This is a genomic window from Phycisphaeraceae bacterium (genome assembly GCA_020639155.1).
Lineage (GTDB): Bacteria > Planctomycetota > Phycisphaerae > Phycisphaerales > UBA1924 > JACKHF01.
Genome location: JACKHF010000001.1, coordinates 1,191,091 through 1,214,023, shown reverse-complemented (window position 1 = coordinate 1,214,023; position 22,933 = coordinate 1,191,091). Strand labels below are relative to the sequence as shown.

Genomic DNA, 22,933 nt, shown 5'->3' with positions numbered 1-22,933 from the left:
CAACACACTATGATGGCGTGCAAGGTACGGGCGATTGGGCACCATGACGGTGCATATATTTGTTTGCAGAGAATATAACTGATGATATAAACAAAGATTGAATGGTGTGGGACATGGTAACTACGCCGCCGCACATGCGGTGCGAACAAATCGCACACAGTTACTGAGGCAAAGCACCCTTTCTACCCCCAGCAGTAAGAACTCACGATATAGAGAACTAGGTTATACACCTATTTTAATGTAGTTTCAACTCGATTTATACCAATCGACACAAAATTATGTCAGACATGGGGAGTCGTCAGTAGTTATCAACCGAAAAACAAAGCGCCTTCAGCATTGCAAGAATGCTTGCCTATCAGTGATCGTTTATCGCAACGATGGAAAGAACAAACAATACACATTGCTTGAAGCACATCGAATGAATACCTATTCATGCACAAGGGAATGAACCAAGGACTTTCCCTTGATTATTGTCTTGGTGTTTCTATATGAACAAACGAAATGCAAACAGATTCGCCGTGTCTGCAAAATCAAGTACTTCAAACACGCATTGAAAGATTGTTGTTACAGCTTGTTCGTGTCAAACCCGAGCCGTTGCATCAACCCTTCAAAGTGATCCAGGTCATAAAAATCCATTGTCAGGGTTCCCCGCTTTCCAGCCTTGTCGGTTCGCAGGCGCACACGAGTTCCAAGATGTTCAGCCAGTTTCTTTTCAATCTCCTGATGCACAGCGGGGCGCACAGGGGTGGTCGCTGGTGACCGCGTCGAGACCTGCGATGTCGAGGATTTCACCATCTGCTCAAGCTTGCGAACACTCCAACCAGCTTCTGCCGCCTGCTTGCCAAGCTCAATACGGCGCTTGCCTGGCTCACAGGATAAAAGCGCCTTGCCATGACCGGTGGACAGTGAGCCTGCGTCAATATGCTCCTGCAGTTCCGGTTCGAGTTCGGTCAGCCGTTGGAGGTTCGCAACACTTGAACGCTCAAGCCCGACACGATCTGCAAGCTCTGTCTGCGTCAAACCAAACTGTTCCGCCATCCGACGGAGCGCCCACGCACGATCCATTGGAGGAAGATCCTCACGCTGCACATTCTCAACGAGCGACTGTTCAGCTGCCTCTTCATTGCTCAGATGGCGAACCAGAGCAGGCACTCGCAGCAATCCAGCACGCACAGCTGCACGCCAGCGTCGTTCACCAGCGACCAGTTCGTAGGCTGCCCCACCATTCTCGTTCGCAATCGGCCGAACAAGCACAGGCTGCATCATCCCACTCCGACGAATCGAAGCAGCAAGCCCAACGAGCCCAGCCTCGTCCATCTTTCGTCGCGGCTGGTACGGACTTGGCGCAATCACCTCAACATTGATCATCTCAATACGATCAGCGTCATCGTTCAAAGTCGTATTATAGGACTTATCAAGTTGAATAGCGTCGGTCGGTTGTTTCCCAGCATTCGCGATTGGAGCATGAAGCGTGTTTGAATCGTCCACCGCTTCAGCAACAACAGCTCCATCTTCGTGGATCTCAGACTCATGTGCCTGCTGAAAAGCGGTATCAGAAGCTGCTGCAGAAGACTCGCTGCTTTCATCTTCGGGCTGATTCACAACAACAACAAAGGGAGGTTCGGGAGTGTGTGAAGGCACAACAAAGGGGGATGCCGAAACTCGATCAACAGGTTTGTTTTCGACGATGTTATTAGACCTTAATTCGATCTCATTCGGCACATCGACACGTACCGGGATATCGATCATGTTGCGCAACCCCTTGCCGAGTCTGGTTGGTTTCGCATTGCGACGGTGTGCCATCCGTATTCCTCCGTAGGGATGTTCAATCAAACACATTTTAGCCTAATACATACAGAATGTTGCTTGCCTGGCCTTCTGGACGAGGCTGTCATATAGGCGGGTCTCATATGCCAGTTCCGTATGATGAGTTACAGCAGCATAATGGAGGGGTGATGTCACACAAGTACGCACAACAAATCGAGATCATCGCTCGCGGTTTGATCCAATCGGGATCAAAGATCCTGCTCTGTAAAAGCATTGATCGCAACTACATGTACCTTCCGGGTGGCCATGTCGAGTTCTGCGAACCTGCCCAGATTGCTCTCGAACGAGAGATGCGAGAGGAAACAGGATTATCAGTAACCGCAGGCCCCCTCCTCCTTACCCACGAGCACACGTTTACTGACCAGAAAGGTCGAGCACATCACGAGATCAATCTTGTGTTCCACGTGGAACACACCTTGTCATCTGACTGTCCCGTACCCAGCTCCGAAGCGGATATCGCATTTGAATGGATAGAAGTAGCCAGCATTGTCGATCTCGACATCCGGCCAGTGGGGGTCCGGGCGTTCATCGCTGCCGGCGTTGACACCGATGTGTTCCTATCTGAATGCACACTCTAGTTTGACTATTTCGCTCACGAAGTGCTGCTCCAACTGCCCGCAGCTCGGCTCGCGATGATCGAGCACGAACGCCAATCATCCGTGTTCGTTATCCCTACTCTTGTTCCGCTGTACACCACATGTTCCACGAAGAGCAACGAGATCTCTGCATTTCGAGATGACCTGAATCATTGCGATACCAAGAAATCTCGCAATATGTAAATGATGTCTATCATAGTCCTATATTATTTGAGAGTTTAGCTGAACTCGCGCATCACTATGGCGTACACGATAGATCCACAGCGCCGAAAACGAAATACGCATATGTGCCACACGGTTCCAAAGCAGACTGATTCCAATCGTATCTACACGCTCTATTTCGTTGGCGTCTTATTCATCATTGGTGAAATGATGGCCTGGCTGCTCGTTGCTGTTGCGTGGTCGATGGATCATCACTCGCTCAGTTTTCGATCGCTGATCGCCCTTGGGTACTTTGTACTGTTTGGAATGATGTGCCTGTGGTCGATGAAGCACATGTATGCCAATCTGACCGCAAGAGCGCTCCCTCAGAGATTTCTCCTCATATTCGTCGGTCTGACGCTCGCTATATTCACCTGCTGCTGCGGATATGGCTGTTGGATTGCTCCATCGCATGTCAGCACAGATGGCCGGTTTTTGTTCGGCATATCTGTTGGAATGCAGGGGAGCGCACTTTTTCTTGTTGTGCTGGCTTGCAACGCCAGCTTCAACTGGATGCATCCAGATGACTCTGTCCCCACATTCAGTCTTTTGGCAGCAATCAGCATACTGGAAGCGAATGTACCAGCTTCGTTATTAATGACTTCGCGGTCTGTGACACATGCGGGTATCTTCCCGGCAAACTGGCCTTCATGCGTTGTTGCCCCGAATGCGGCGGAATCAGGTTCAGGCAGCATCACACGCTCTGCAGCACCAAGTGGTCACAGAAGCAGACCAAGGTATTCCTGCGAGACCTTGCCGACATGCGCTCTATTCGTGCGACGTTTGCAACTCTTGCATGGCTCAGCATGATCACCCACGTCTGCATCATGTTCTCAGGCACATGATGTTTCACGATATGTGAAAAGCAGTGGGGCGTTACATATGCGCCGCACAGACGTCACAGACCCACCAAATCGCAGCAAACCGATGGGTTTCTCCGCAGTTTCGCGCACTATGTGCCGATTCAGATATGCATGAAGCAGTGGAGCTCGAATCGCGCGTTCTCGCTCATTGAACTGGTGGTTGTTATTGTGGTTATTGGCGTGATCGTCTCAATCGCGATCCCGCGGATGGCAAGCGCCACAAGCAACTCACGCACCAATGCTGCACAGTTCTCTGTTCGAGAGTTTAACTGCTACATCGAGACGTATTACACCGATTACAGCGCGTGGCCCTCGCTCAGCATCAATGATTTCGCGGGGCGAATCCAGCATCCAAACCCGTTTGCGCCGGAGGGTGCTGCTGTACTTGAACAGCCGACAGGCCTGAGCGCAACAGACTTCCATCCCACTGCAAAGACGACGAGCACTGCGGACAATCGCGCTGGCTGGTGGTACAACAATGCATCGGGATCGTTCCGAGGGCGGGTATCAGCCCAGGGAAACGACGCAAGAACCATCAACCTATACAACACGATCAACGGCTGCTCTATCAGCGCTATCGCTCAGACTGCGAAGTAGCACTGGGCCTGCCAGCACATCCGACCATGTCGTGTCATATCATTGGTTGGGACAGATTGGACAGCGGATGCCGGAACCCCCCAGGCCCAAACTTCTTGCGATCAATGTTGCCATTCCTCCTCGTCGGTTCATCTGCTTTCTTCTCTCGTGCGCTGTCTTCGTGTGCTGGTCTTTTTCGTATATCGGAATGCTCTGGCCCGGCAGCCTTCTGACGAGCTTTGAAAACTTTTCCACTCGGGAAATGATCCATCTCAACACAGCTGGCTCGATAGCCTGGCTAGCTCTTCAAACGCTCTGGTGTGAGCTCGTCTGTAGACAAATGTTTCGCTGCAAGCCGATGCTGGTGATCGTCCTGTTGCCACTGATCGTCCTTTTTGTCACTGTTGCGCAGCATCCCGTTGTTCAGAACTATGTCAGCGGGGCAAGCTTATATGACCCACACGCTGACAACGGTATAGGAATCATTCCGATTACAGGTGCATTCGCTTGGTTGATACTCTCTTGTGTGTATCAGCTTCCTGCCAGACCACATTCAACCACAGCAGCCTCCTTTCTGGATCTGACCCGGCAAAGGGATGAGCAAGAAGCGGAAGAGAACCTCCTGCACCAGCGAGCATGCGTCTCGTGCGGTTACAAACCCGGTCCCTCACCTCGGATTACAACGTGTCCGGAGTGCGGCAGTGACTCGTTCGAGTTGGAACAGGATGCGCTCGCTGGATCAACGGTGCTCAGGCGGACACTCTCCTTGCTGCCGATGCTTCTTTCGTTCAAGGCACGCATGATCATGTACTGCATCTGGTGGGTTGTTTCATTGATACAGATGCAGTTTGCAAACTACATGATTGGATGTGCTGACGTATAACTACCCGAATGGATGCATCACAATCCAACTCTTCATCCCCTATTGCGCTGCACCAGATCAGCCAGCGTCGTTTTCTGTGCATCGCAATCATTCTTGTTCTATCTGTGCTGCTGCAGATTGTCGGCTGGTTCATGGTGCCGATGTTCTCGACACATCCTGCAGTGTACTTCATAACCTACACATGTCTGGCGATTGCCTGGATGGTCTGGCTTGAAACTGCATGGCGACGCATACGCGTCACTGCGTTTCAGAAGATGTTCGTCATTGTTCCTTTGTGCGTGCTTTCTATAAGCTTCATCCTGCACGTATACGCGGATGCGCCAACCTCCTCCACTCCACAGAGGAGTAAACTGCTCGCCGATGTCTCGCTCGTTCCCTTCTGGTGGGGAGTGCTCGTCCTGCCCGTTGGTATCGCATACGCGATACCAGTCCGCCCATCCTTTCATTTTCTTGGCACACGAGAAGAAGCACTTCGTATCTCGCATGAATCCGAGGTCGATTCTTGCCCGACCGCGTGCGCCCAATGTGGCTATCAACCCGGCGATTCAACCAGAATCACTCTGTGTCCGGAGTGCGGCTGCGCAGAGTTTATTGTGCGTGACACGAACGAGGCAATGCCGGATATTGCCGATATCTCACGCGAAAAACTTGTGTTTGAACCTGACGAAGTCGGGATGTCGCATGAAGAGTTTCTCGCGCGGAGCCGGTGCGAGCAATGCGGCTACAAACCTGGGAGCGCCGAAACAATCACGATCTGCCCCGAATGTGGTTGCGAGTCCTTCGTTGTTCCACTCGAACACGAGGAGTACGAATCGCGCACCGATCCCTATCACGACAATCCGGTACTCCATGCGTTCGCAATGCGCCATCGAATCTATACAGGGATAGCCATCAACCTCGTGCTGCAACTGCTTGCGGTTATTGCAATCGATTGGCGGCTTGTAGCAGCTTAAAAACTCTCGCTTCCTTTGTTCTCATAATGCTTCAAAGCACGCCAGAATCGGCGATATACTGGCCTCTGAGGCGATTCGAAGAGTGGAACAATCTGTGCAAACCACACACGCCGGATAGATGGCCGCAACCCCGTACTTCTCCTTGTACATAGGTAATTCTACTCTGTCGATACACATGCATGGAGGACCATGTCTTTGTCACAAGCCCGTCGTGCATTCTCGATGATCGAACTCGTCACCGTGATGGTGGTGATCGGTGTTATCGTCGCGATTGCGGTTCCTCGCGTTGGATACGCCTCAACCAGAGCGTCGATTGTCTCGGCAAAGATGTCGGCACGAAATCTCCAAAGTGCGATCGAAGCGGCATACTACGAGTACGGCACATGGCCCAAGTCGAATCTGGAAGACATTCTTGGCGACGTGTTCTCAGCAAACCCGCTTGCAGCATCCGGAGCTCCAGTGCTTGAGATAGAGACCGGACTCAACTACAACGACGTCCATCCTGTGGACAAGACATCATCACCTGCCGATCCAGATGCGGGCTGGTGGTATAACCCCGAGTCCGGATCTATTCGCGCGCGGGTCTATGAGGCAAAGACAGGTGTGCTCACGATCGAGCTCTACAACGAAGTGAACGGAACAAACATCATCGGACTTGGAGAGACAAAGGGCGTCTCATCCAAAGGCAAATCCGATGCAGCAGCAGCAGCAGCAGCAGCAGCAGATAAATAACGCTCGTTTCGCCGCGAAACCACGACAATGAGTTGTATACTCCACCCATGCTGATCCGCGTGATCATTACGTTGTGTGCGTTGCTCGTTTGCTCGTGGTGGGCAATCGATGGCACACATGCAGTTGTCAAAGGTGATCTCGTCACGCCGAAATCAGGAAGCTACGCGGGCCAGTACGGCCCATGGTCAAAGATCGTTTCGCTCGTCGGAATCGATCCCCACGCGAGGAGCATGCATATCGCGTTCCTTGTCATGGGGGTGATCGGGTGTGCCGTTTCGCTGGCGTGGATGTTTCTTGGCAGGGGTGAGCACGCACAGATATGGTGGTGGGGGATGATGGCGCTCGGCGCGTTCCAGTTGTGGTATCTTCCCTTCGGTACACTCTTTGGTCTGGTCCAGCTCACACTGCTGACCATATTCAGACACAAGCTCAGCAGCGCATGAAAATACCCGGGAGGTCCCCCGGGCAAGATATCTTCTTCATTATGCGTTACATTACGGGCAACCAGCGGCGTACTTATTGCCAAAGCAGATGTAATCGAAGATGTTGAGTGAGCCACTCAGATTACAGTCCGCATATGGATCGTTGCTTGCGTACGCATTGCCGAAGCAGATGTAATCAAAGATGCTGAGCGAACCGTTCCCGTCACAATCGGCAAAGCACATGACAACCATCACATTGTTTGTGTTGTACACGACGTGCTCGGGCCCTGTGGGGCTGAGGCGCTGGGCAAAGTTCACGGTCGCAAACTCATTGTTCACCGTCGGGTTGTCAATCACTTTGATCCTCTCATTGCCTGCAGGAACATAGCTGTTCACATATGACACGTTGAGTGTGCCGTTCAGGTCTAGCACGCCGTTCCCGACAAGACGATCAAACTCGCCTGTCGCAGCACCGCCAAGCTCGATATCGAGGTTCATTTCTGAGGAGAATGTCTGGGCTGCTGTCATCTGGAACTCGCCGATCCCGCCCGTTCCGTCACCGGGCGAAATGAGCCCGTGGTGAACAATACTGCCCTGCAGATACCCGTTCCCAGAAAGCAATGAGTTCTTTCCAAGTGAATGACCAGTGCCAGCGTTTGCTGCCAGTCGTGCTCGATCAAGCGGCACACCACTGGCGGGGTTTGCATTGAGTCTGACATGCGCATCAAACATTGCGTTGTCGAGATTCAGGTAGAGATATGTCGTTGCGGACTGCTGGTCGTTGTTCACGACGATCGTGCCGTCACCATCGACAAGCCCCGAGACAAGCATGGATCCGCCCGCTTGCACGCCGAGCTCGCCCGGCCCCATGATGGCAAGGTCCGTCAGCTGCCCGCCACTGGAAGTCGATGTGCCACCTGCGTCGGCTTCCACAACCCCTCCAACAATGGAGCTGCTGGCGCCAAACGCGAGCGTGCCGCCATTCTCGGCACGAATCACGCCCGTTGTGGGCTGTGTGATGTTCGCCGAAACAAACTCGATCGCATTACCGGATGTCGCAGTAATCAAACCGTTGTTGATGATCACGCCCTGCAACCGACCCGAGCCAAACACCTTTGCATTTTCGCTGAGTGTTTGCCCGGACCCGGAGTTTGAGGCGAGCCGTGCGCGATCGAGCGGGACACCCGCGCCGGGGTTGGCGTTGAGACGAACGCTTGCGTCGAATGTCGCGTTGTTTCCTTGAAGGTAGAGATACGTCGTTGCAGGCTGCTGGTCGTTGTTCACGACAATCGTGCCATCCCCATCAACAAGCCCCGAGACAAGCATGGATCCGCCCGCTTGCACGCCGAGTTCGCCCGGCCCCATGATGGCAAGGTCCATCAACTGTCCGCCACTGGAAGTCGATGTGCCACCTGCGTCGGCTTCAACAATCCCTCCCACAATGGAACTGCTCGCACCAAATGTAAGCGTGCCACCATTCTCGGCACGAATCACGCCGGTCGTGGGCTGTGTGATGTTCGCCGAAACAAACTCGATCGCATTGCCCGATGTTGCGGTAACCAATCCGTTGTTGATGATCGCGCCCTGCAACCGACCCGAGCCGAACACCTCCGCGTTCTCGCCGAGCGTTTGCCCGGACCCGGAGTTTGACGCGAGCCGTGCGCGATCGAGCGGCACACCCGCGCCGGGGTTGGCGTTGAGACGAACGCTTGCGTCGAATGTCGCGTTGTTCCCTTGCAGATACAGGTAGGTCGTTGCAGGCTGCTGGTCGTTGTTCACGACGATTGTGCCATCCCCATCAACAAACCCTGAGACAAACATCGTCCCGCCTGCCTGCACGCCGAGCTCGCCCGGCCCCATGATCGCAAGGTCCATCAGCTGTCCGCCACTGGCAGTCGATGTACCACCCGCGTGTGCTTCAACAATACCGCCCACAATGGAACTGCTGGCGCCAAACGCGAGCGTGCCACCATTCTCAGCACGAATCACACCCGTAGTGGGCTGTGTGATGTTCGCCGAAACAAAGTCGAAAGCATTGCCCGATGTCGCGGTGATCAATCCATTGTTGATGATCGCGCCCTGGATACGCCCGCTCCCAGAAACAACTGCGCTTGTTCCAAGTGTCTGCCCGCTCCCCGTGCTAGTCGCGAGACGCGCACGATCAAGCGGAATCCCCATACCCGGATCGGCATTGAGCACGACCGGGCTGTCAATCGTGGCGTTGTTCCCATACAGATACAGATACGTTGTAGGAGCCATGAGATCGTGGTTCACAACAATCACGCCAGGCCCCGTCGACATATGCACGAACAGCGAACTGCCCGCAGGCACACCAAGTGTCGCCATCGCGTTCTGCATCTCGAGCATTCCAATGGATGGTCCGCCCGCAGCCGAGACCGTGTATGTCGCGGTGTCTCCCAGAATCGCTGTGTCAGCAGCGCCCGGAATGCCCGTTGGCGACCAGTTTGCTGCGGTGTTCCACAATCCCCCGGAGAGGTTTGTCCATGTGTAGGTTGTCTGTGCAGAAACGCCTGTTGCCAGAGCCGAGACGGCAAAGCCAGCAGCCAAAAGCACAGCACGTGGCGAAACAGTGCGAGTGATAGTGTGAAAAGCGGTTGAACGCATCCGAAACTCCTCTCTCTTCTGCTGCTGTGCAGCATCTCCCCGTCAGATCTGTACGTGTCACCACTATACCGCAAACAGGGCGGGGCTCGTCGGAAGATTGAGTCAAGGCTTCAGAAAAACTGCGGGAGATCGGCAATCCCACAGACAGGATGGTTCTTGGACGTTTTTGAAGGAAGATGTTCAAGGAGAGCCGTGGCGTTCAGGGATCATTTTCTACCAGATCCACAGATGAAACCGGAGATATGAATCGTGTCTCCTTCGCCCGAATCAATCAGACTGCATGTGACAACCACCCCTTCATTGTGTTGTGCACAGGCGCTCTTTTCTGTCTGCTTCGCCCCATATGATCCAGCCCGAACCCCCTGACCACCCCTCCCCCAGCGGAGCCAGACCAGCCCATGACCAATCAAGCCAGCACACGTAACTTCACCGAGAACATGAACGGCAATGGCATCCTCACCCGCCGCATCCCCACGCCTCCGTTCGGCGACGTCAAAGACCGGCACACCGTCTGGTACGACGAGTTCGTGAAGACCGGCGGGTACGTCGGGCTGAAAAAGGCGCTCGACATGAAGCCCGACGAGGTCACGGGCATGGTCAAGGACTCTGTCCTGCGAGGCCGGGGCGGTGCGGGGTTCCCGTGCGGACTCAAGTGGACATTCCTGCCCAAGGTGGATGAGGCGCACGAGGGCGACGAGCAGGCGATCGGGCAGCGATATCTCGCCATCAACGCCGACGAGTCAGAGCCCGCGACGTTCAAGGATCGTCTGCTGATGGACTTCGATCCGCATCAGATGCTCGAGGGCATCGCGATCTGCTGCTACGCGTGCAGGATCGGGCGCGCGTTCATCTATATCCGCGGCGAGTACGGGCATCAGGCAGAAGTGCTCGAGCGCGCGATCAAGGAGGCGTACGACAACGGGATCTTCGGCGGCAAGGGACTGGTGAATGGCGCGACTACCGGGATGGGCAAGCCCTGGAAGGTGGACTGCCATGTGCATCGCGGTGCCGGCGCGTACATCTGCGGCGAGGAGACAGCGCTGCTGGAATCTCTCGAAGGCAAGCGCGGGTATCCGCGCATCAAGCCGCCCTTCCCCGCGATCAAAGGGCTCTTCGGCAAGCCCACCATCATCAACAACGTGGAAACACTCTCGCACCTGCCGACCATCGTCGAGAACGGCGTCGACTGGTTCAAATCACAGGGTGTCGAGTCGACCATTGGCGGGCCGCCGTCGCACGGCACAAAGCTGATGGGCGTGTCGGGCCACGTCGCAAAGCCGGATGTCTACGAGCTTGAGCTCGGTATTCCTCTGCGCATGCTCGTTGAGAAATACTGCGGCGGGATGCGCAACGGCAAGAAGTTCAAGGGGGCGATTGCTGGCGGCGTGTCCATGGGCGTGCTGGGCACCGACCAGTACGACGCTGAGATGGACTTTGACATCGGCCGCAAGTACAACGTGCTCGGTCTTGGCACGGCGGGGCCGACGATCTTCGACGAGGACACCGACATGGTGAAGGTCGCGCGCAACATCGCGCGGTTCTTCAAGCACGAGTCGTGCGGCCAGTGCACGCCATGCCGCGAGGGCTCGGGCTGGCTGTACCAGCTCATGTGCCGGATCGACCAAGGCGACGCCTACACGAAGGATCTCGATCTCGCGCTCGAGATCGGAACGTCCATGGGCTCGATGCCCGGAACAACGATCTGCGGACTCGCAGACGGGAACAACTGGGCCCTGCGGACGATCATCAACAAGTTCCGTCCCGAATTTGAGCGTCGCGTGAAGCCGACGTTCGTGCCGGTGACGATGAGCGTTGGTGCCGCGGCGAGAGCGTGAATGTAATGGTTCAGCGAAGCCCTCTGGTCGAAACACGACTCGTTTGAAACCAGCGGAAAGTTACTCCGAATAAGGTGCTATGGAGCGCATCTAGATCACATCAGCGTTTCTTTACTCGCCTCCGACGTGGTTCGACCACGCCACAGTCGGGCATTCATTTGGGACGTGTCGGGTTGCGTGCGATGCGACCAGCGATGGGCTTGTGCTTCAGTGCCCAGAGTCGATGGTTCCTGGCGCTCGCGCCGATTCGTTTACAGGCAGAACAACCGTTGACGTCTTTGTTCCATGGATTCGGTGCGTCCCGGAATCAAACAGCTTCAAGGCGTTCCGTGTGCTATCGCCGATGGGCAATCCAGTATGTTCTGCGCAGCACAATGGCAGAACAGTTGTGTGTGTGCTCCATCGCAAAGACCGCTCGCGCGCAAAGGAGTTGTACAGCCGGGCGCTGGACAGGTCACTCCCGATCGTACCTGTTCAGCGGTGGCGCATCCGCGAGGGGACAACATATCTGCCCTCGATCCCTCGCACGCCGCGAAAGCCGAAGAGACTGCAGTGTGTGGTATGGTTCATTGCACTGCATGCGCTCTTCTACATGCTCATGCTAACAGCATACCACCTCACCGAATACACCCGCGAACCAATGCCAACCGTACTCGAGTACACTGTGCTCTGCGCAAAGGTATGGGGCTTTGTTGCAGGATTGGTTCTGGCAGCTGCCATCGTGCTGAGCGTTGCAACACATGTCGCAACAATAACCGAACGGACAAATAAGCACATCAAGCAAGGGAGGCCTGTCTGACGACGGCAGTCGTACAAACTTGGACGGAGTATGTCGTGTCCGCGCCACTCGGATGTGTAACTACGGACGCCGTTCGGTGTGAGTGCGAGCCGACGTTCGTCGGATTGCGTGTCGTGTCGTGCTCGACAGATGCGCCGCTGTGTGTGATGAATGGCACCGCATCGGATATAGTCGGGCTGACCGTGCCGTGGCTGGAGTTGGTACCTGTTCCCGGCGGGAACTCCAATCAGTTTCAGTGTCTCACATCGGATGGTAGATTCGCAGCACACGCGGGGAATCCAATCATCTTGCGTGTGCCGATGAACCACTCGCGCGTTGCCATGATCCTGCACTGGCGATCGCATCAGCGTGCGCTGGACAACGGCACACTCGATCTGCAGGACGTGATTGCGACCAGAACACAGAGTGCGCGCCGCGTTGAGTTAACGATGGTCCTGGTGTGCCATGTGTTTTTCTTTGGGATGGCGGTAGTATCTGCCATGACCCTGTCGTGGCTCGCAGGAGCGATCGTTCTGCTGGTGTTTCTTCCGATTTTTTTTCTGGCATTCACGATCGAACGGCGTGCGCTCGGTGACTCGGACGCGATGCCCGTGCGGTATACGTCGCGCGGGTTTGTGCTCGCAAACGGAGAGCTTGTGCCATGGACTGCGATCAATAGATACTCCAGGCTGAGTCGTATCCCACGCGCCTCGGATGGATCGCACGCACGAATCTACCAAACCCATCGCGAGTTTCTTGTGCGCATGGGTGTGCGCTGGGCTCGGCCGGAGATTGATGAGCAGTATCGCAGATCACTGCGACGACTGCCATGGGTCGCGCTCATCTCAATGACGATCGGCGTGCTGGTCATGGAGGTGTGCCTGTATCTCTTCTTCGTCTATCTTCCCGATCAGCCGCTGCTTTCAAGTGTGTACTTTGACAAGAGCGTTGTTCTCGTGCCAGCAATGGCGCTGGCTTTGATCGCATTTATCATAGTTGCCGCGCATGCTGCGACGCTGGAACGCTGGGTTGATCGCAGGATACGGGCGTGGCGCAAACGGAAATAATGCTCCGATACAACAGATGGGTATTGGTGCGTGCACTGGCCCTGCTCTACACTTGATCCAGACATTCATCGTTGACGTGATATTTGACCCGCAATCAGCCAAACACATGCCAGACACATCAACCCCAACTCAATCTCCCGACCAGTCGCCCGCTGAAGACCTGCACAAGCTCGAGCTCCAGCGGCGCGAGAATCGCGATGCTGTTGCGAAGCTCGGCGCGCTCCCGTACGGGCGGCGTGTCGACGGGATCATGCCTCTCGCCGATGCGATTGGCCGGTTCGATGAGCACGCAGACGAGCACCACAAGGCGCACGCCAAGGACGAGGACTTCGTCGATCAGCGTCCCGTCGTGCGCGTCGCGGGACGCATCGTGCTCCATCGTGACAATGGCAAGCTCATCTGGCTGAATCTTCGTGACGACACGGGCGATCTGCAGGTCGCGGTCTCCCAGCGCGACTGCATACTCGAAGGCCCTGTTGGTGTCGGCGGGTTCGATGCTGCGAAGCAGATGGACCTCGGTGATGTCGTTGTCTGCGAGGGCCCGCTCGTGCGCACGCGCACCGGCGAGATCACAGTCTGGGCATCGACGCTCGCGCCAGCGTCAAAGTGTCTTGTGCCGCCGCCGGAAAAGCACGCCGGTCTGCAGGACATGGACACGCGGTATCGCCAGCGGTATCTCGACATGTGGGCAACGCCCGAGACGATGCGCGTGTTCCGCATGCGCTCGAAGATCGTCTCGGCTGTGCGTTCGTTCATGGATAGTCGTGAATACGCCGAGGTCGAAACGCCGATGCTCCAGGCGATGGCTGGCGGCGCAGCTGCGCGCCCGTTCACCACGCACATCAACGCGCTCGACATGCCGCTCTATATGCGCATCGCGCCCGAGCTCTATCTCAAGCGTCTGCTCGTCGGCGGCATGAAGCGCGTCTACGAGATCAACCGCAACTTCCGAAACGAAGGCGTCGACAAACAGCACAACCCCGAGTTCACCATGATGGAGTGCTACGAAGCGTTCGGCGATTACACCACCATGATGGACCTGTCAGAATCGCTCATGCGCGAGCTTGCGCGCATGATCCTCGGCGCTGGCGCAGACGAAACAGATCTGAAGCTCCCGTTCGGCGATCACGAGGTCGACTACGGATCACCGTTCGATCGTGTGACATACGCCGAGCTGTTCGAGCGCGCACTCGGGTTCTCCATGAACGACGAGGCAAAGGTGCGCGCAGAAGCAACGAAGCGAAACATCGCGCAGAAGAACGAGAAGGGCGAGCCTATCGACATCGTGCTGATCATCAACGAGCTCTTCGAGGATGTCGCAGAGCCGACACTCAACCCGGCTAAGCCGACATTCATCACGGAGTACCCGGCAGCAATCTCGCCATTAACGCGTCCGAACCCGGACAGGCCGGACGTTGCCGACCGTGCGGATCTCTTCATCGGGCACATGGAGATCGGCCCGATGTACACGGAGCTCAACGACCCAGACGTGCAGGCGGAGAAGTTCCGCGCGCAGCTCTCAGGCATCGACGACGAGGAGCAGACCTTCCGCAACTTCGATCACGACTTCATCCGCGCGCTGAAGATCGGCATGCCCCCCGCGGGTGGGCTTGGGCTCGGCATCGACCGTATCGCGATGCTGTTGACAAACCAGCGCTCGATCCGCGATGTGATCCTGTTCCCGCTTTTGCGACCGGAATGAGATTATCTGTTTTTTTCGGGAAGCAGCGATTTGAGTTGGTTGAGATATGTAAAGTCTTCAAAGGTTTTATTGCAGAGTGAAATTACTACTTCGAAATGAGACATTTCACCCTCCTGATAGGCTCCTCTACCAAAGTAGAAGTCTTGTTTCTCTGCCCACTTGATCGCAAGCTCAGCGATTCTGTCTCTCATATCAGGATCCATCTTCGCTATATCATCAGGAATTGTGTCGAGCAGGGCAACATACTCGCTAACGGGCTCAACAAACTCGCACGTAGGACTTATAACATAGAGATACTCCCGGGCTACTTCTGTTGTCCTTTGTGGTATACCAGTTGCGCCATCTATTCGAACTGAAAGTTCGTTAACAAGCAACCGATCCTTTGTGTAGTTTTTCATCTTTGTTGCATAGTAGAGCATTGTAAGATAAGAAGCATCGGTGTTCTGTTCTAAACATGTATCTATGACCACGCGCATTTGATCTTTCGATAGCTTAGGAGAGTGACGCAAGAAAACGATGCTTTGCTCATCCTTTTCAAAGTGGGGCAGTGAAGCGAGATGGCAATGCTCTTGAAGATGTAGCCAAACAGTGTTTGTGACTTGGGCAAACGCAGCATAGCTCTCTGCTTCGGTACGGTTTGCATGTTGTGTGTAACTTCCTCTAGGCATAGAAAAAAGAGCTTGTATAGCTTCTTCTCGTATAGCCGGATCACCGATATCAGAAAGTATCACATATACTGGATCCTCTGTTTGCAGATACTCGGGAATCTCGTCCCAGGTAATTGATCTGCGGATGTTGCACGCGAGTACAATGTCGTGCGCAACTGCGTCATCCCATGCACGCTTGATCGCGTGGTTCGCAACCATTTCGCGTCCACCAGCGTACGACTTTGCAACATGGTTGAGCAGGATATAGGCTCGCTGCTGGAGAGCAGGATCGGTTGACTCCACTCGCTGCCGAAGTGCGTAACGCATCATCGCGTTCGCTGCACTGTTTGCTTTGATTGTTGGGACGACATCATCAGCGTACCCCTTGGGAAGATGCTTCAGCAGTCGTTCCTGCAACTCTTCATTCAATGGCCGATTCGTCACCAGCGCAACGCGCGTCGAGAGCACCGGCCCGATGGTCCATTCCGCGATCAGCCATGCGCAGACGCTCGCTATGAGCAGAAATGCAATCGCAATACTCGCAAGTGTGCGCACAACGCGGCTGCGAATAGTCGGCATGGATCCGCATTCGGGGCAGACTGCATTTGCATCAGGAAGTCCCTCGCGACGGAACCCGCATCTAGCGCAGCGCGATCTGCGCATCGCGAGGCACATACGGATCATCGCCCGAAGAAATACAACAAGTCCGATACCACCGAGTGTTGCTGCAATAGAGATGGCGAGTGTGTTGATAGTCATGGTGCAACTGAACTGTCATCAATCGCTGGAAAGTACGAGCGAATGCATCGTGCATATGTTGTATCGTCGTGATACCATGGGATACTGCCTGCCATTCGCTTCCGTTCATTGGATGAGAACGTGTTGATGTGTTCGCGAAGCCGCTGCGATAGGTCATCAAACGGCGTTGACTCCGGTAGACTAAATCCTCGTTGCCCAAAGTAGCTAGGACCTGGGAAGCAACTGCTGCTGCGAAATGGCTTTAGTGTCGGGTTGTCGAGTCGCCATTGCGTGTCGTGCGCGGCGAGAAAACATACAGCCTCGACAGCGAAGGCGCAGTTGTGGTGATCCATGCAGATCTCAACTGCTTGTTCGATGATGCCAATGTTTTCTTCCCAAAAGCAGACACGATCGCCCTGGTAAGTTTTCAGATCCAGTGTTCCGTATTGATTCCAGAGAGCATCGTTATACTGCAATCGCGCTGCCCATGTTGAGTGCCCGTTGTCTGGTGGAGGAGCCCCGTCATACATCCCCAGTTTATGAAAATGAACAGAGTAAAGGTAGAATGCGAAGGCTTCATCTCGAACCTGTTGGTCGGCAATATCAGCGACGATCTCCAGTGCTTTGTTCGGTTGACGAACAGCGATGCTGACATCATGAAAACTGGAATACTCAGGGCAAAGCGCAAGCTTTATCAGTTCCGCTCGTGTTGGTTGAGATACGTGTTCTCGTGTTAGCGCCTTTGTGATAACTTCATTCGCATCAACATAGTGCCAGGCAACGCCAAACAGCAGATGTCTGGCGTACAACTGTTCATCAGGAATACTCGAACTTGTATGGATATCAACCGCATACATTGCACATAGGCGGGCGGTATAGGGTGCGCTTGTGCGTTGTACGCTCACTGGTACGTCAGTGCTCCCCATTATTCTTCCCAACCGGTCACGGAGTTGTATGGTCAAGGGCGGCCTTGTCACTAGCGCTACACGCATCGAGAGCACCGGCCCGATGGTCCACTCGGCGATCAGCCAGACGCAGACGCTCGTCATCATCAGAAATGCAAGGGCAACACTCGCATGCGTGCGCACAATGCGGTTGCGAATAATCGGCGCGGACCCGCATTCGGGGCAGACTGCGTCAGCGTCGGGCAATCCCTCGCGACGGAACCCGCATCTGGCGCAGCGTGATCGGCGCATCGCGAGGCACGTGCGAACGATCGCGCGAAGAAACACCGCTGCACACAGGCTCCCGAGTGCTGCAGCGATGGAGATAGCGAGCGTGTTGAGTGTCATCTTCCGGCGCTATTCTAACGATATGTGTCGATTTCAGGTTCACCAGATCGTCACATCACAGGAAGAATGCACGAATCATCCCCGCACAGGAGCCTCACATGGATCACTTTGTCATGCTGCTTTATGGTGATCGCACACGTCGCGGCGAGCATTCACCGGAGGAGATGCAGAAGATCATTGCCGAGTATCGTGAGTGGTACACGAAGCTCAAGGAGACCGGGCAGGTCATCGGCGGGCACAAGCTGATGCCCGACGATGGCAAGATTATCCAGCACGACACGGACGATGTCATCATTACGGATGGACCTTTCACTGAGGCAAAGGAAGTGCTCGGCGGTCTCTTTGTGATTCAGGCGGCATCACTTGATGAAGCGGTCGCGCTTGCGAGGACGTGCCCGCACGTCAAGTACGGATTCATGACACACGTGCGCCAGATCCATCACACCGCGTAATACATGGTGATCAGCCCATCGCATGGCCGATTCCGTCCACACACTTGTCGACCACCTGTTCCGGCGCGAGTCGGCACGGCTGTCTGCATCGCTTGTGCGCGCGCTCGGCGTGCGGTACTTTGATCTTGCTGAAGAGTGTGTGCACGAGGCGCTGCTTGCTGCGCTTGAGACGTGGTCGTTCAATGGAATACCCGACGAACCTGCGGCGTGGCTTGCGCGCGTCGCAAAGAACCGCGCGCTCGATGCGATCAGGCACAAGCGGGTGCAGGTCGATCACGCAACGCGGGTGCAGTACGAGTTGCAGCAACGACTTGATGCGCAGGCTCCTGTTTCAGAGCACGAGTTTGACGATCAGCTTCTGATGATCTTTGCGTGCTGCCACCCAAGGCTGACTGAAGACACTCGCATCGCGCTGACGTTAAAAACGTGCTGCGGTTTCTCTGTCAACGAGATCGCTGGAGCGCTTCTCTCAAAGCCTGCCACGATCGCCCAGCGGATTGTGCGTGCGAAGCGGACGCTGCTGGACGAGCAGATCGAGCTGGCGATCCCCTCGGAGTCAGAGCGCGCGGTGCGTCTGGATTCCGTGCTGAGGACACTGTATCTTATGTTTAACGAGGGCTACGCGTCACACGAGGGCGATGCGCATATCCGCCGCGATCTGCTGGAGGACGCGATGCGCTTGCTCGCGATGGTGACGAGCAGCCGTTCCCATTCGTCTCCGAGCGCGCATGCGCTGCTCGCGTTGATGTTCTTCCAGCTTGCTCGGGTGTCTGCGCGACTCGACGATGCTGGTTCAATTCTTCTGCTGGAGGAGCAGGACCGATCGAAGTGGGATCGCGACATGATCAATGCGGGATTCACCGAGCTTCAACTCGCACGCGAGGGAGCAACCATACCGACTGCGTACCACTTTGAGGCGGCGATCGCAGCGACACACGTCAGCGCACCAACATTTGCGGATACGGACTGGCGGGCGATCTGTGATCTGTATGATGCGCTGATGGAGCTAAGAGATACGCCGATCGTGCGCCTGAACCGCGCTGTCGCTATTGCGCACGCCTTTGGCCCGGAGGAGGGGCTCCGTGCGCACGCGAACGTCTCGAAGGACAATCGGATCGCGCAGTATCATCTGTTCCATGCGGTCAGAGGTGAGCTGTACCGCAGGCTGGGGAGGCATGAGGATGCGATTGCATCGTTTGATGAGGCCATCGCACGCACTCGATCCACTGCGGAGAGGCAGCTTCTCCAGCGAAAGCGGAGCAGGTGCAATCCCACATAAACCAAAGAAAAACCGGGGCTGAACCCCGGCATAACACAAGATATCCAGCTTGAAATCAATAATCGCCGGTGAAATCGGGTTCGAGCGCGAACGAGGTGTCGGGCTGAACGTTGCTCATGTCAGTGTTCGTGTCGAAGTACGCGAAGTGTGCTGCAGGGAGTGGTGTGCGGCCCGAGTTTGCGAGTGTCTGCTGACCGACATCGTTCAGGCAAAAGTCGATAAACTGTTTCTGCTGCGCAGTGGGTGTGCCGTCGGTCACGATGCAGACAGGTCGTGAGAGCTCGTATGCGCCTGAGAAGATCGTTGTGTACGTCGGCTCAACTGCGCCGACATGCAGCACCCGCAGATTTCCGAGATCGCGCATGTCCAGAGAAGAGAACGGCAAGAGCCCGATCGCGCCAGGTGTGCTGCGGACTGTTTCAAGCAGTGACTCGTCGCTGAGCGGAACAACATCGGCGCTGGCAAGGCCCGAGTGCAGCACCTCTTGGCGATAAACGCTGGTGTCATTCACGCACGATTCAGCAACAAACGCGTTAATCCGCTTGCCGTTCATCCATGTGCGCGAGCGGCCGAGATAGATATTCGAAAGATTGCTGACGCTGATCGACTGGAGTGGGTTGTCGTCGTTCACGACCGCGATCAATGCTTCGGCTCCAACACGTGTTGCGAACCTGCCGGCTTCAACCTCGTGCTGCATCAGCGGCCTTGAGATCACCGCCATCGCCTTGTTGTTCTGCGCCGCGTTGATCGCGCGCAGCTGCGATGTGGGGTTTGTGTCGATGTGCTCGCCTGTGTGCAGCTGGTAATCGAGCATCAGCGCGCGGAACGGTGTGCCATACGACACATTGCCGACTGCGACGAGGTTCGCCGAGGAGCTATGCTCCCGCGCTTGCTGGCTGGAGTACGGGGTATACACGTTCTGTTGTGCGCACGCGCTCCCGGCAGCGATTGCAAGGGCGAGGACAACGAATCCCGAGCGCATCGGGCCGGTGGTAATAACATCGTTCATGAATGCAGGTTCCTCATCGGGACGGATGGACGCGAATGTCACGATGGCGTTTTGAGATGTGGGTGTGTGCATCGGCCCGCAGCGCGAGCAAGTGAAGTGACAGCACGCTGCGGCAGGCGTTTGCTTAGGATCTGTGCATGAAAGTCGGTGTCATCATCACAGCCGGTGGCCGCTCAGAGCGATACTCGGCCCAGGTCGGTTTTTCTCGGTCCAAGCTCGAGGAGGACATCCACGGCAGACCTGTCCTCATGCGAGCCATCGAGCCGTTCACCAAGCTGGACGCAGTCTCGACGATTGTCGTCGCGGGCCCGAACGACGACGAGATGTTTGCGGACTTCAAGGTGAAGTTCGGCGACCGGCTTGGGCTGCTCGGCGTGAAGCTGTGCAGAGGTGGGGTGCATCACAGGTATGAATCTGTCATGGCTGCGCTGGAGCACGTGCCCGCTGACTGCACCCACATCGCTGTGCATGATGGCGCGCGCCCGTGCGTGCGCATCGAGATGATTGAGCGCGCGTTTGATGCGCTCGAACACTGCGATGCGGTCGTGCCGGGGCTTCCCGTCAGCGAGACCATGAAGCGCGTGGATGAGCAGGACTCGACCGATGCACCGGATCCAGCCGAGGTCATCCTCGGACTCGCAAAGACGAAGCGTGTGCGCACGGTTGTTGAAACACTCTCCAGAGACAGCGTGTTTGTGATCCAGACGCCGCAAGCGTTCTCAGCAGATCTTCTCCATCGAGCCTACGCGCAGAGTGATCTAGAGAGCACAGACGATGCGCAGCTTGTGGAGCGGCTTGGCGAGACAGTGCGCGTTGTCGATGGCGATCCACGCAACATCAAGATCACAACCCCGGCCGATCTCGACCTGGCGAGACTCTATGTGAAGAGTGTGGCGTTTTAACGATCAGCTGTGCGTCTTGTCTGCTTACTTCCGCACTTCCCTAAACCGCTCGATGTCAGCCCCGAGCGTCTGCAGGCGTTCGTCCATCCTCTCGTAGCCGCGATCGAGGTGGTACACGCGTGAGATCGTTGTCGTGCCCTTCGCTGCAAGCCCGGCAAGCACGAGCGACGCCGAAGCACGCAGATCCGATGCCATCACGGGCGCGCCGTGAAGTTCCCGCACGCCTGTCACGACAGCGATCGGTCCCTGGCGATGGATCGTTGCGCCCATGCGCGAGAGTTCCGCCACGTGCAGGAATCGATCCGGGAAGATCCGTTCGGTGATGATCGAGTTTCCGTCCGCGAGTGAGAGCAGCGCCATCACCTGCGCCTGGATATCCGTGGGAAAACCGGGATGCGGCTGCGTGGTGACGACTGCTGGTTTGATAACGCCGTTGCGTCTGACGCGCACGCTTGTGCGCTGTGGGGATGCTGGATCAAGCACCTCAATCGAGACATCCGACGGCTCAAGCACGCTGGTCAGCGCGAGCAGCGAGTCCATCGGACAGTTCGTGATCGTCAGATCCTCGCCCATCAATGCGCCCGCACAGATCCACGTGCCCGCTTCGATGCGATCGGGCATGACCGTGTGTGTCGTCCCTCCAAGAGAGGGCACGCCCTCAATTGTAATGCGTGGCGAACCGTCGCCGGAGATATGTGCGCCCATTGCGCGAAGCATGTTGGCAAGATCAACGATCTCTGGCTCGCACGCGGCAGATTCGATGATTGTCTTTCCGTTTGCAAGCGCAGCAGCACACATCACGTTGGCCGTGCCGAGCACCGTCGAGCCGAACGGTCCACCGAGGAAGATCGTCGCGCCTCGCAGCCCTCCCTTCGGCGCTCGCGCGGTGATGTCGCCCTGATCAAGTTCGATCTCGGCACCGAGCGCTCGAAGCCCGCGCAGATGGATATCAACCGGGCGATCACCGATCGAGCATCCACCGGGCATCGACACACGCGCAAACCCGCGCCGCGCAACGAGCGGCCCGAGCACACAGATCGAGGCGCGCATCGTCTTCACGATCTCATATGGAGCGTGCGAGGATCCTTCAGGGTCTGCGTGCAGCGTCAGCCTTGAACTGCCATCCTCGTGCGCCTGCGTGTCGATGCTGCAACCAAGCTCTCCCATCAGGTTGAGCATGTTGCGGATGTCGGAGAGATCGGGTACATCATGCAGGATCAGCGGCTGATCCGTCAGCAGTGCAGCCGCGATAAGCGGCAGGGACGCATTCTTCGACCCACTGGCTCGAACCGTGCCTTTCAGTTGACGACCGCCGGTCACTCGGAATGCTTCCATACCCAGCGGTTTCCCCGTTGATTGGCTGACTTTGGCAGGAGCGGTAAGCACAGCCTCACTTGTATGCACGCTCTCCGGCTCCGTCTCTGAAAGCATCAGCTTGTTGGTGTTTGTCTGGATAGGTTTCTGCTCAACCGTGCCCGCAGAAGACGGAACAACAGCTGCAGACGAACGAACAGTGGGGGAGGTGTGCTTCACACATCTGGTATCGGCAAGGAT

At 56.0% G+C, this 22,933-nt stretch carries 18 protein-coding genes; 12 read left to right on the top strand and 6 right to left on the bottom strand.

Annotated features, from left to right (window positions below; all coding sequences use genetic code 11):
• Positions 1-564 precede the first annotated feature (564 nt).
• The gene (locus H6815_05185; protein MCB9859830.1) at positions 565-1,803 is read right to left on the bottom strand and encodes a ParB/RepB/Spo0J family partition protein; all 1,239 of its coding nucleotides are present in this window, start codon (positions 1,801-1,803) and stop codon (positions 565-567) included.
• Positions 1,804-1,955: 152 nt separating this feature from the next.
• On the opposite strand from H6815_05185, the gene H6815_05180 reads away from it, so the two are divergent.
• From H6815_05180 to H6815_05160, 5 genes are all read left to right on the top strand, one after another.
• Complete coding sequence (locus tag H6815_05180) at positions 1,956-2,405, top strand: NUDIX domain-containing protein (GenBank protein MCB9859829.1); 450 nt, start codon at positions 1,956-1,958, stop codon at positions 2,403-2,405.
• Between the two features lie 1,193 nt (positions 2,406-3,598).
• A complete protein-coding gene (locus tag H6815_05175) occupies positions 3,599-4,084 on the top strand; it encodes a prepilin-type N-terminal cleavage/methylation domain-containing protein (GenBank protein ID MCB9859828.1) in 486 nt (161 codons plus the stop codon).
• Positions 4,085-4,954: 870 nt separating this feature from the next.
• Positions 4,955-5,899: a hypothetical protein gene (locus tag H6815_05170; GenBank protein MCB9859827.1), complete on the top strand. Its 945-nt coding sequence runs from the start codon at positions 4,955-4,957 to the stop codon at positions 5,897-5,899.
• Between the two features lie 189 nt (positions 5,900-6,088).
• Positions 6,089-6,631, top strand: a complete 543-nt coding sequence (locus H6815_05165; protein MCB9859826.1) for a type II secretion system protein — start codon at positions 6,089-6,091, stop codon at positions 6,629-6,631.
• A gap of 47 nt (positions 6,632-6,678) precedes the next feature.
• Positions 6,679-7,074, top strand: coding sequence for a hypothetical protein (locus tag H6815_05160; GenBank protein ID MCB9859825.1), 396 nt, complete (start codon positions 6,679-6,681; stop codon positions 7,072-7,074).
• Positions 7,075-7,125: 51 nt separating this feature from the next.
• Here H6815_05160 and H6815_05155 read toward each other — a convergent pair whose 3' ends face one another.
• On the bottom strand, positions 7,126-9,678 hold the full coding sequence (locus tag H6815_05155; GenBank protein ID MCB9859824.1) for a hypothetical protein: 2,553 nt from the start codon (positions 9,676-9,678) through the stop codon (positions 7,126-7,128).
• A gap of 437 nt (positions 9,679-10,115) precedes the next feature.
• Here H6815_05155 and nuoF point away from each other — a divergent pair, with 437 nt between their 5' ends.
• The 4 genes from nuoF to lysS all read left to right on the top strand — a co-directional run bounded on the left by nuoF (position 10,116) and on the right by lysS (position 15,060).
• A complete protein-coding gene (gene nuoF, locus H6815_05150) occupies positions 10,116-11,513 on the top strand; it encodes an NADH-quinone oxidoreductase subunit NuoF (GenBank protein ID MCB9859823.1) in 1,398 nt (465 codons plus the stop codon).
• 223 nt (positions 11,514-11,736) lie between these two features.
• Positions 11,737-12,312 carry a hypothetical protein gene (locus tag H6815_05145; protein MCB9859822.1) on the top strand — a complete coding sequence of 192 codons (576 nt, stop codon included), beginning with the start codon at positions 11,737-11,739 and terminating at the stop codon, positions 12,310-12,312.
• A 35-nt stretch (positions 12,313-12,347) separates the two neighbouring features.
• Complete coding sequence (locus H6815_05140) at positions 12,348-13,358, top strand: hypothetical protein (GenBank protein ID MCB9859821.1); 1,011 nt, start codon at positions 12,348-12,350, stop codon at positions 13,356-13,358.
• The gene (gene lysS, locus H6815_05135; GenBank protein MCB9859820.1) at positions 13,297-15,060 is read left to right on the top strand and encodes a lysine--tRNA ligase; all 1,764 of its coding nucleotides are present in this window, start codon (positions 13,297-13,299) and stop codon (positions 15,058-15,060) included. The genes H6815_05140 and lysS overlap by 62 nt, the downstream gene beginning before the upstream one ends.
• Before the next feature lie 2 nt (positions 15,061-15,062).
• On the opposite strand, the gene H6815_05130 is transcribed toward lysS, so the two are convergent.
• Together H6815_05130 and H6815_05125 are read right to left on the bottom strand one after the other, a co-directional pair.
• Complete coding sequence (locus H6815_05130) at positions 15,063-16,466, bottom strand: hypothetical protein (GenBank protein ID MCB9859819.1); 1,404 nt, start codon at positions 16,464-16,466, stop codon at positions 15,063-15,065.
• Positions 16,463-17,737, bottom strand: a complete 1,275-nt coding sequence (locus tag H6815_05125; protein MCB9859818.1) for a hypothetical protein — start codon at positions 17,735-17,737, stop codon at positions 16,463-16,465. The genes H6815_05130 and H6815_05125 overlap by 4 nt, the downstream gene beginning before the upstream one ends.
• Before the next feature lie 98 nt (positions 17,738-17,835).
• On the opposite strand from H6815_05125, the gene H6815_05120 reads away from it, so the two are divergent.
• Together H6815_05120 and H6815_05115 are read left to right on the top strand one after the other, a co-directional pair.
• A complete protein-coding gene (locus H6815_05120; GenBank protein ID MCB9859817.1) occupies positions 17,836-18,189 on the top strand; it encodes a transcription initiation protein in 354 nt (117 codons plus the stop codon).
• A gap of 22 nt (positions 18,190-18,211) precedes the next feature.
• Positions 18,212-19,468, top strand: a complete 1,257-nt coding sequence (locus tag H6815_05115) for a sigma-70 family RNA polymerase sigma factor (protein ID MCB9859816.1) — start codon at positions 18,212-18,214, stop codon at positions 19,466-19,468.
• Between the two features lie 55 nt (positions 19,469-19,523).
• Here the strand turns inward: H6815_05115 and H6815_05110 are convergent, their stop codons facing one another.
• Positions 19,524-20,549 (bottom strand): substrate-binding domain-containing protein, encoded by a 1,026-nt coding sequence (locus H6815_05110; protein ID MCB9859815.1) that lies wholly within the window; start codon positions 20,547-20,549, stop codon positions 19,524-19,526.
• Positions 20,550-20,614: 65 nt separating this feature from the next.
• Between H6815_05110 and H6815_05105 the strand changes: the two genes are divergently transcribed.
• The gene (locus H6815_05105) at positions 20,615-21,379 is read left to right on the top strand and encodes a 2-C-methyl-D-erythritol 4-phosphate cytidylyltransferase (protein ID MCB9859814.1); all 765 of its coding nucleotides are present in this window, start codon (positions 20,615-20,617) and stop codon (positions 21,377-21,379) included.
• Positions 21,380-21,403: 24 nt separating this feature from the next.
• Here H6815_05105 and murA read toward each other — a convergent pair whose 3' ends face one another.
• Entirely contained in the window at positions 21,404-22,714 is a 1,311-nt protein-coding gene (gene murA / locus H6815_05100) for a UDP-N-acetylglucosamine 1-carboxyvinyltransferase (GenBank protein ID MCB9859813.1), read from the bottom strand.
• Between the last annotated feature and the right edge of the window lie 219 nt (positions 22,715-22,933).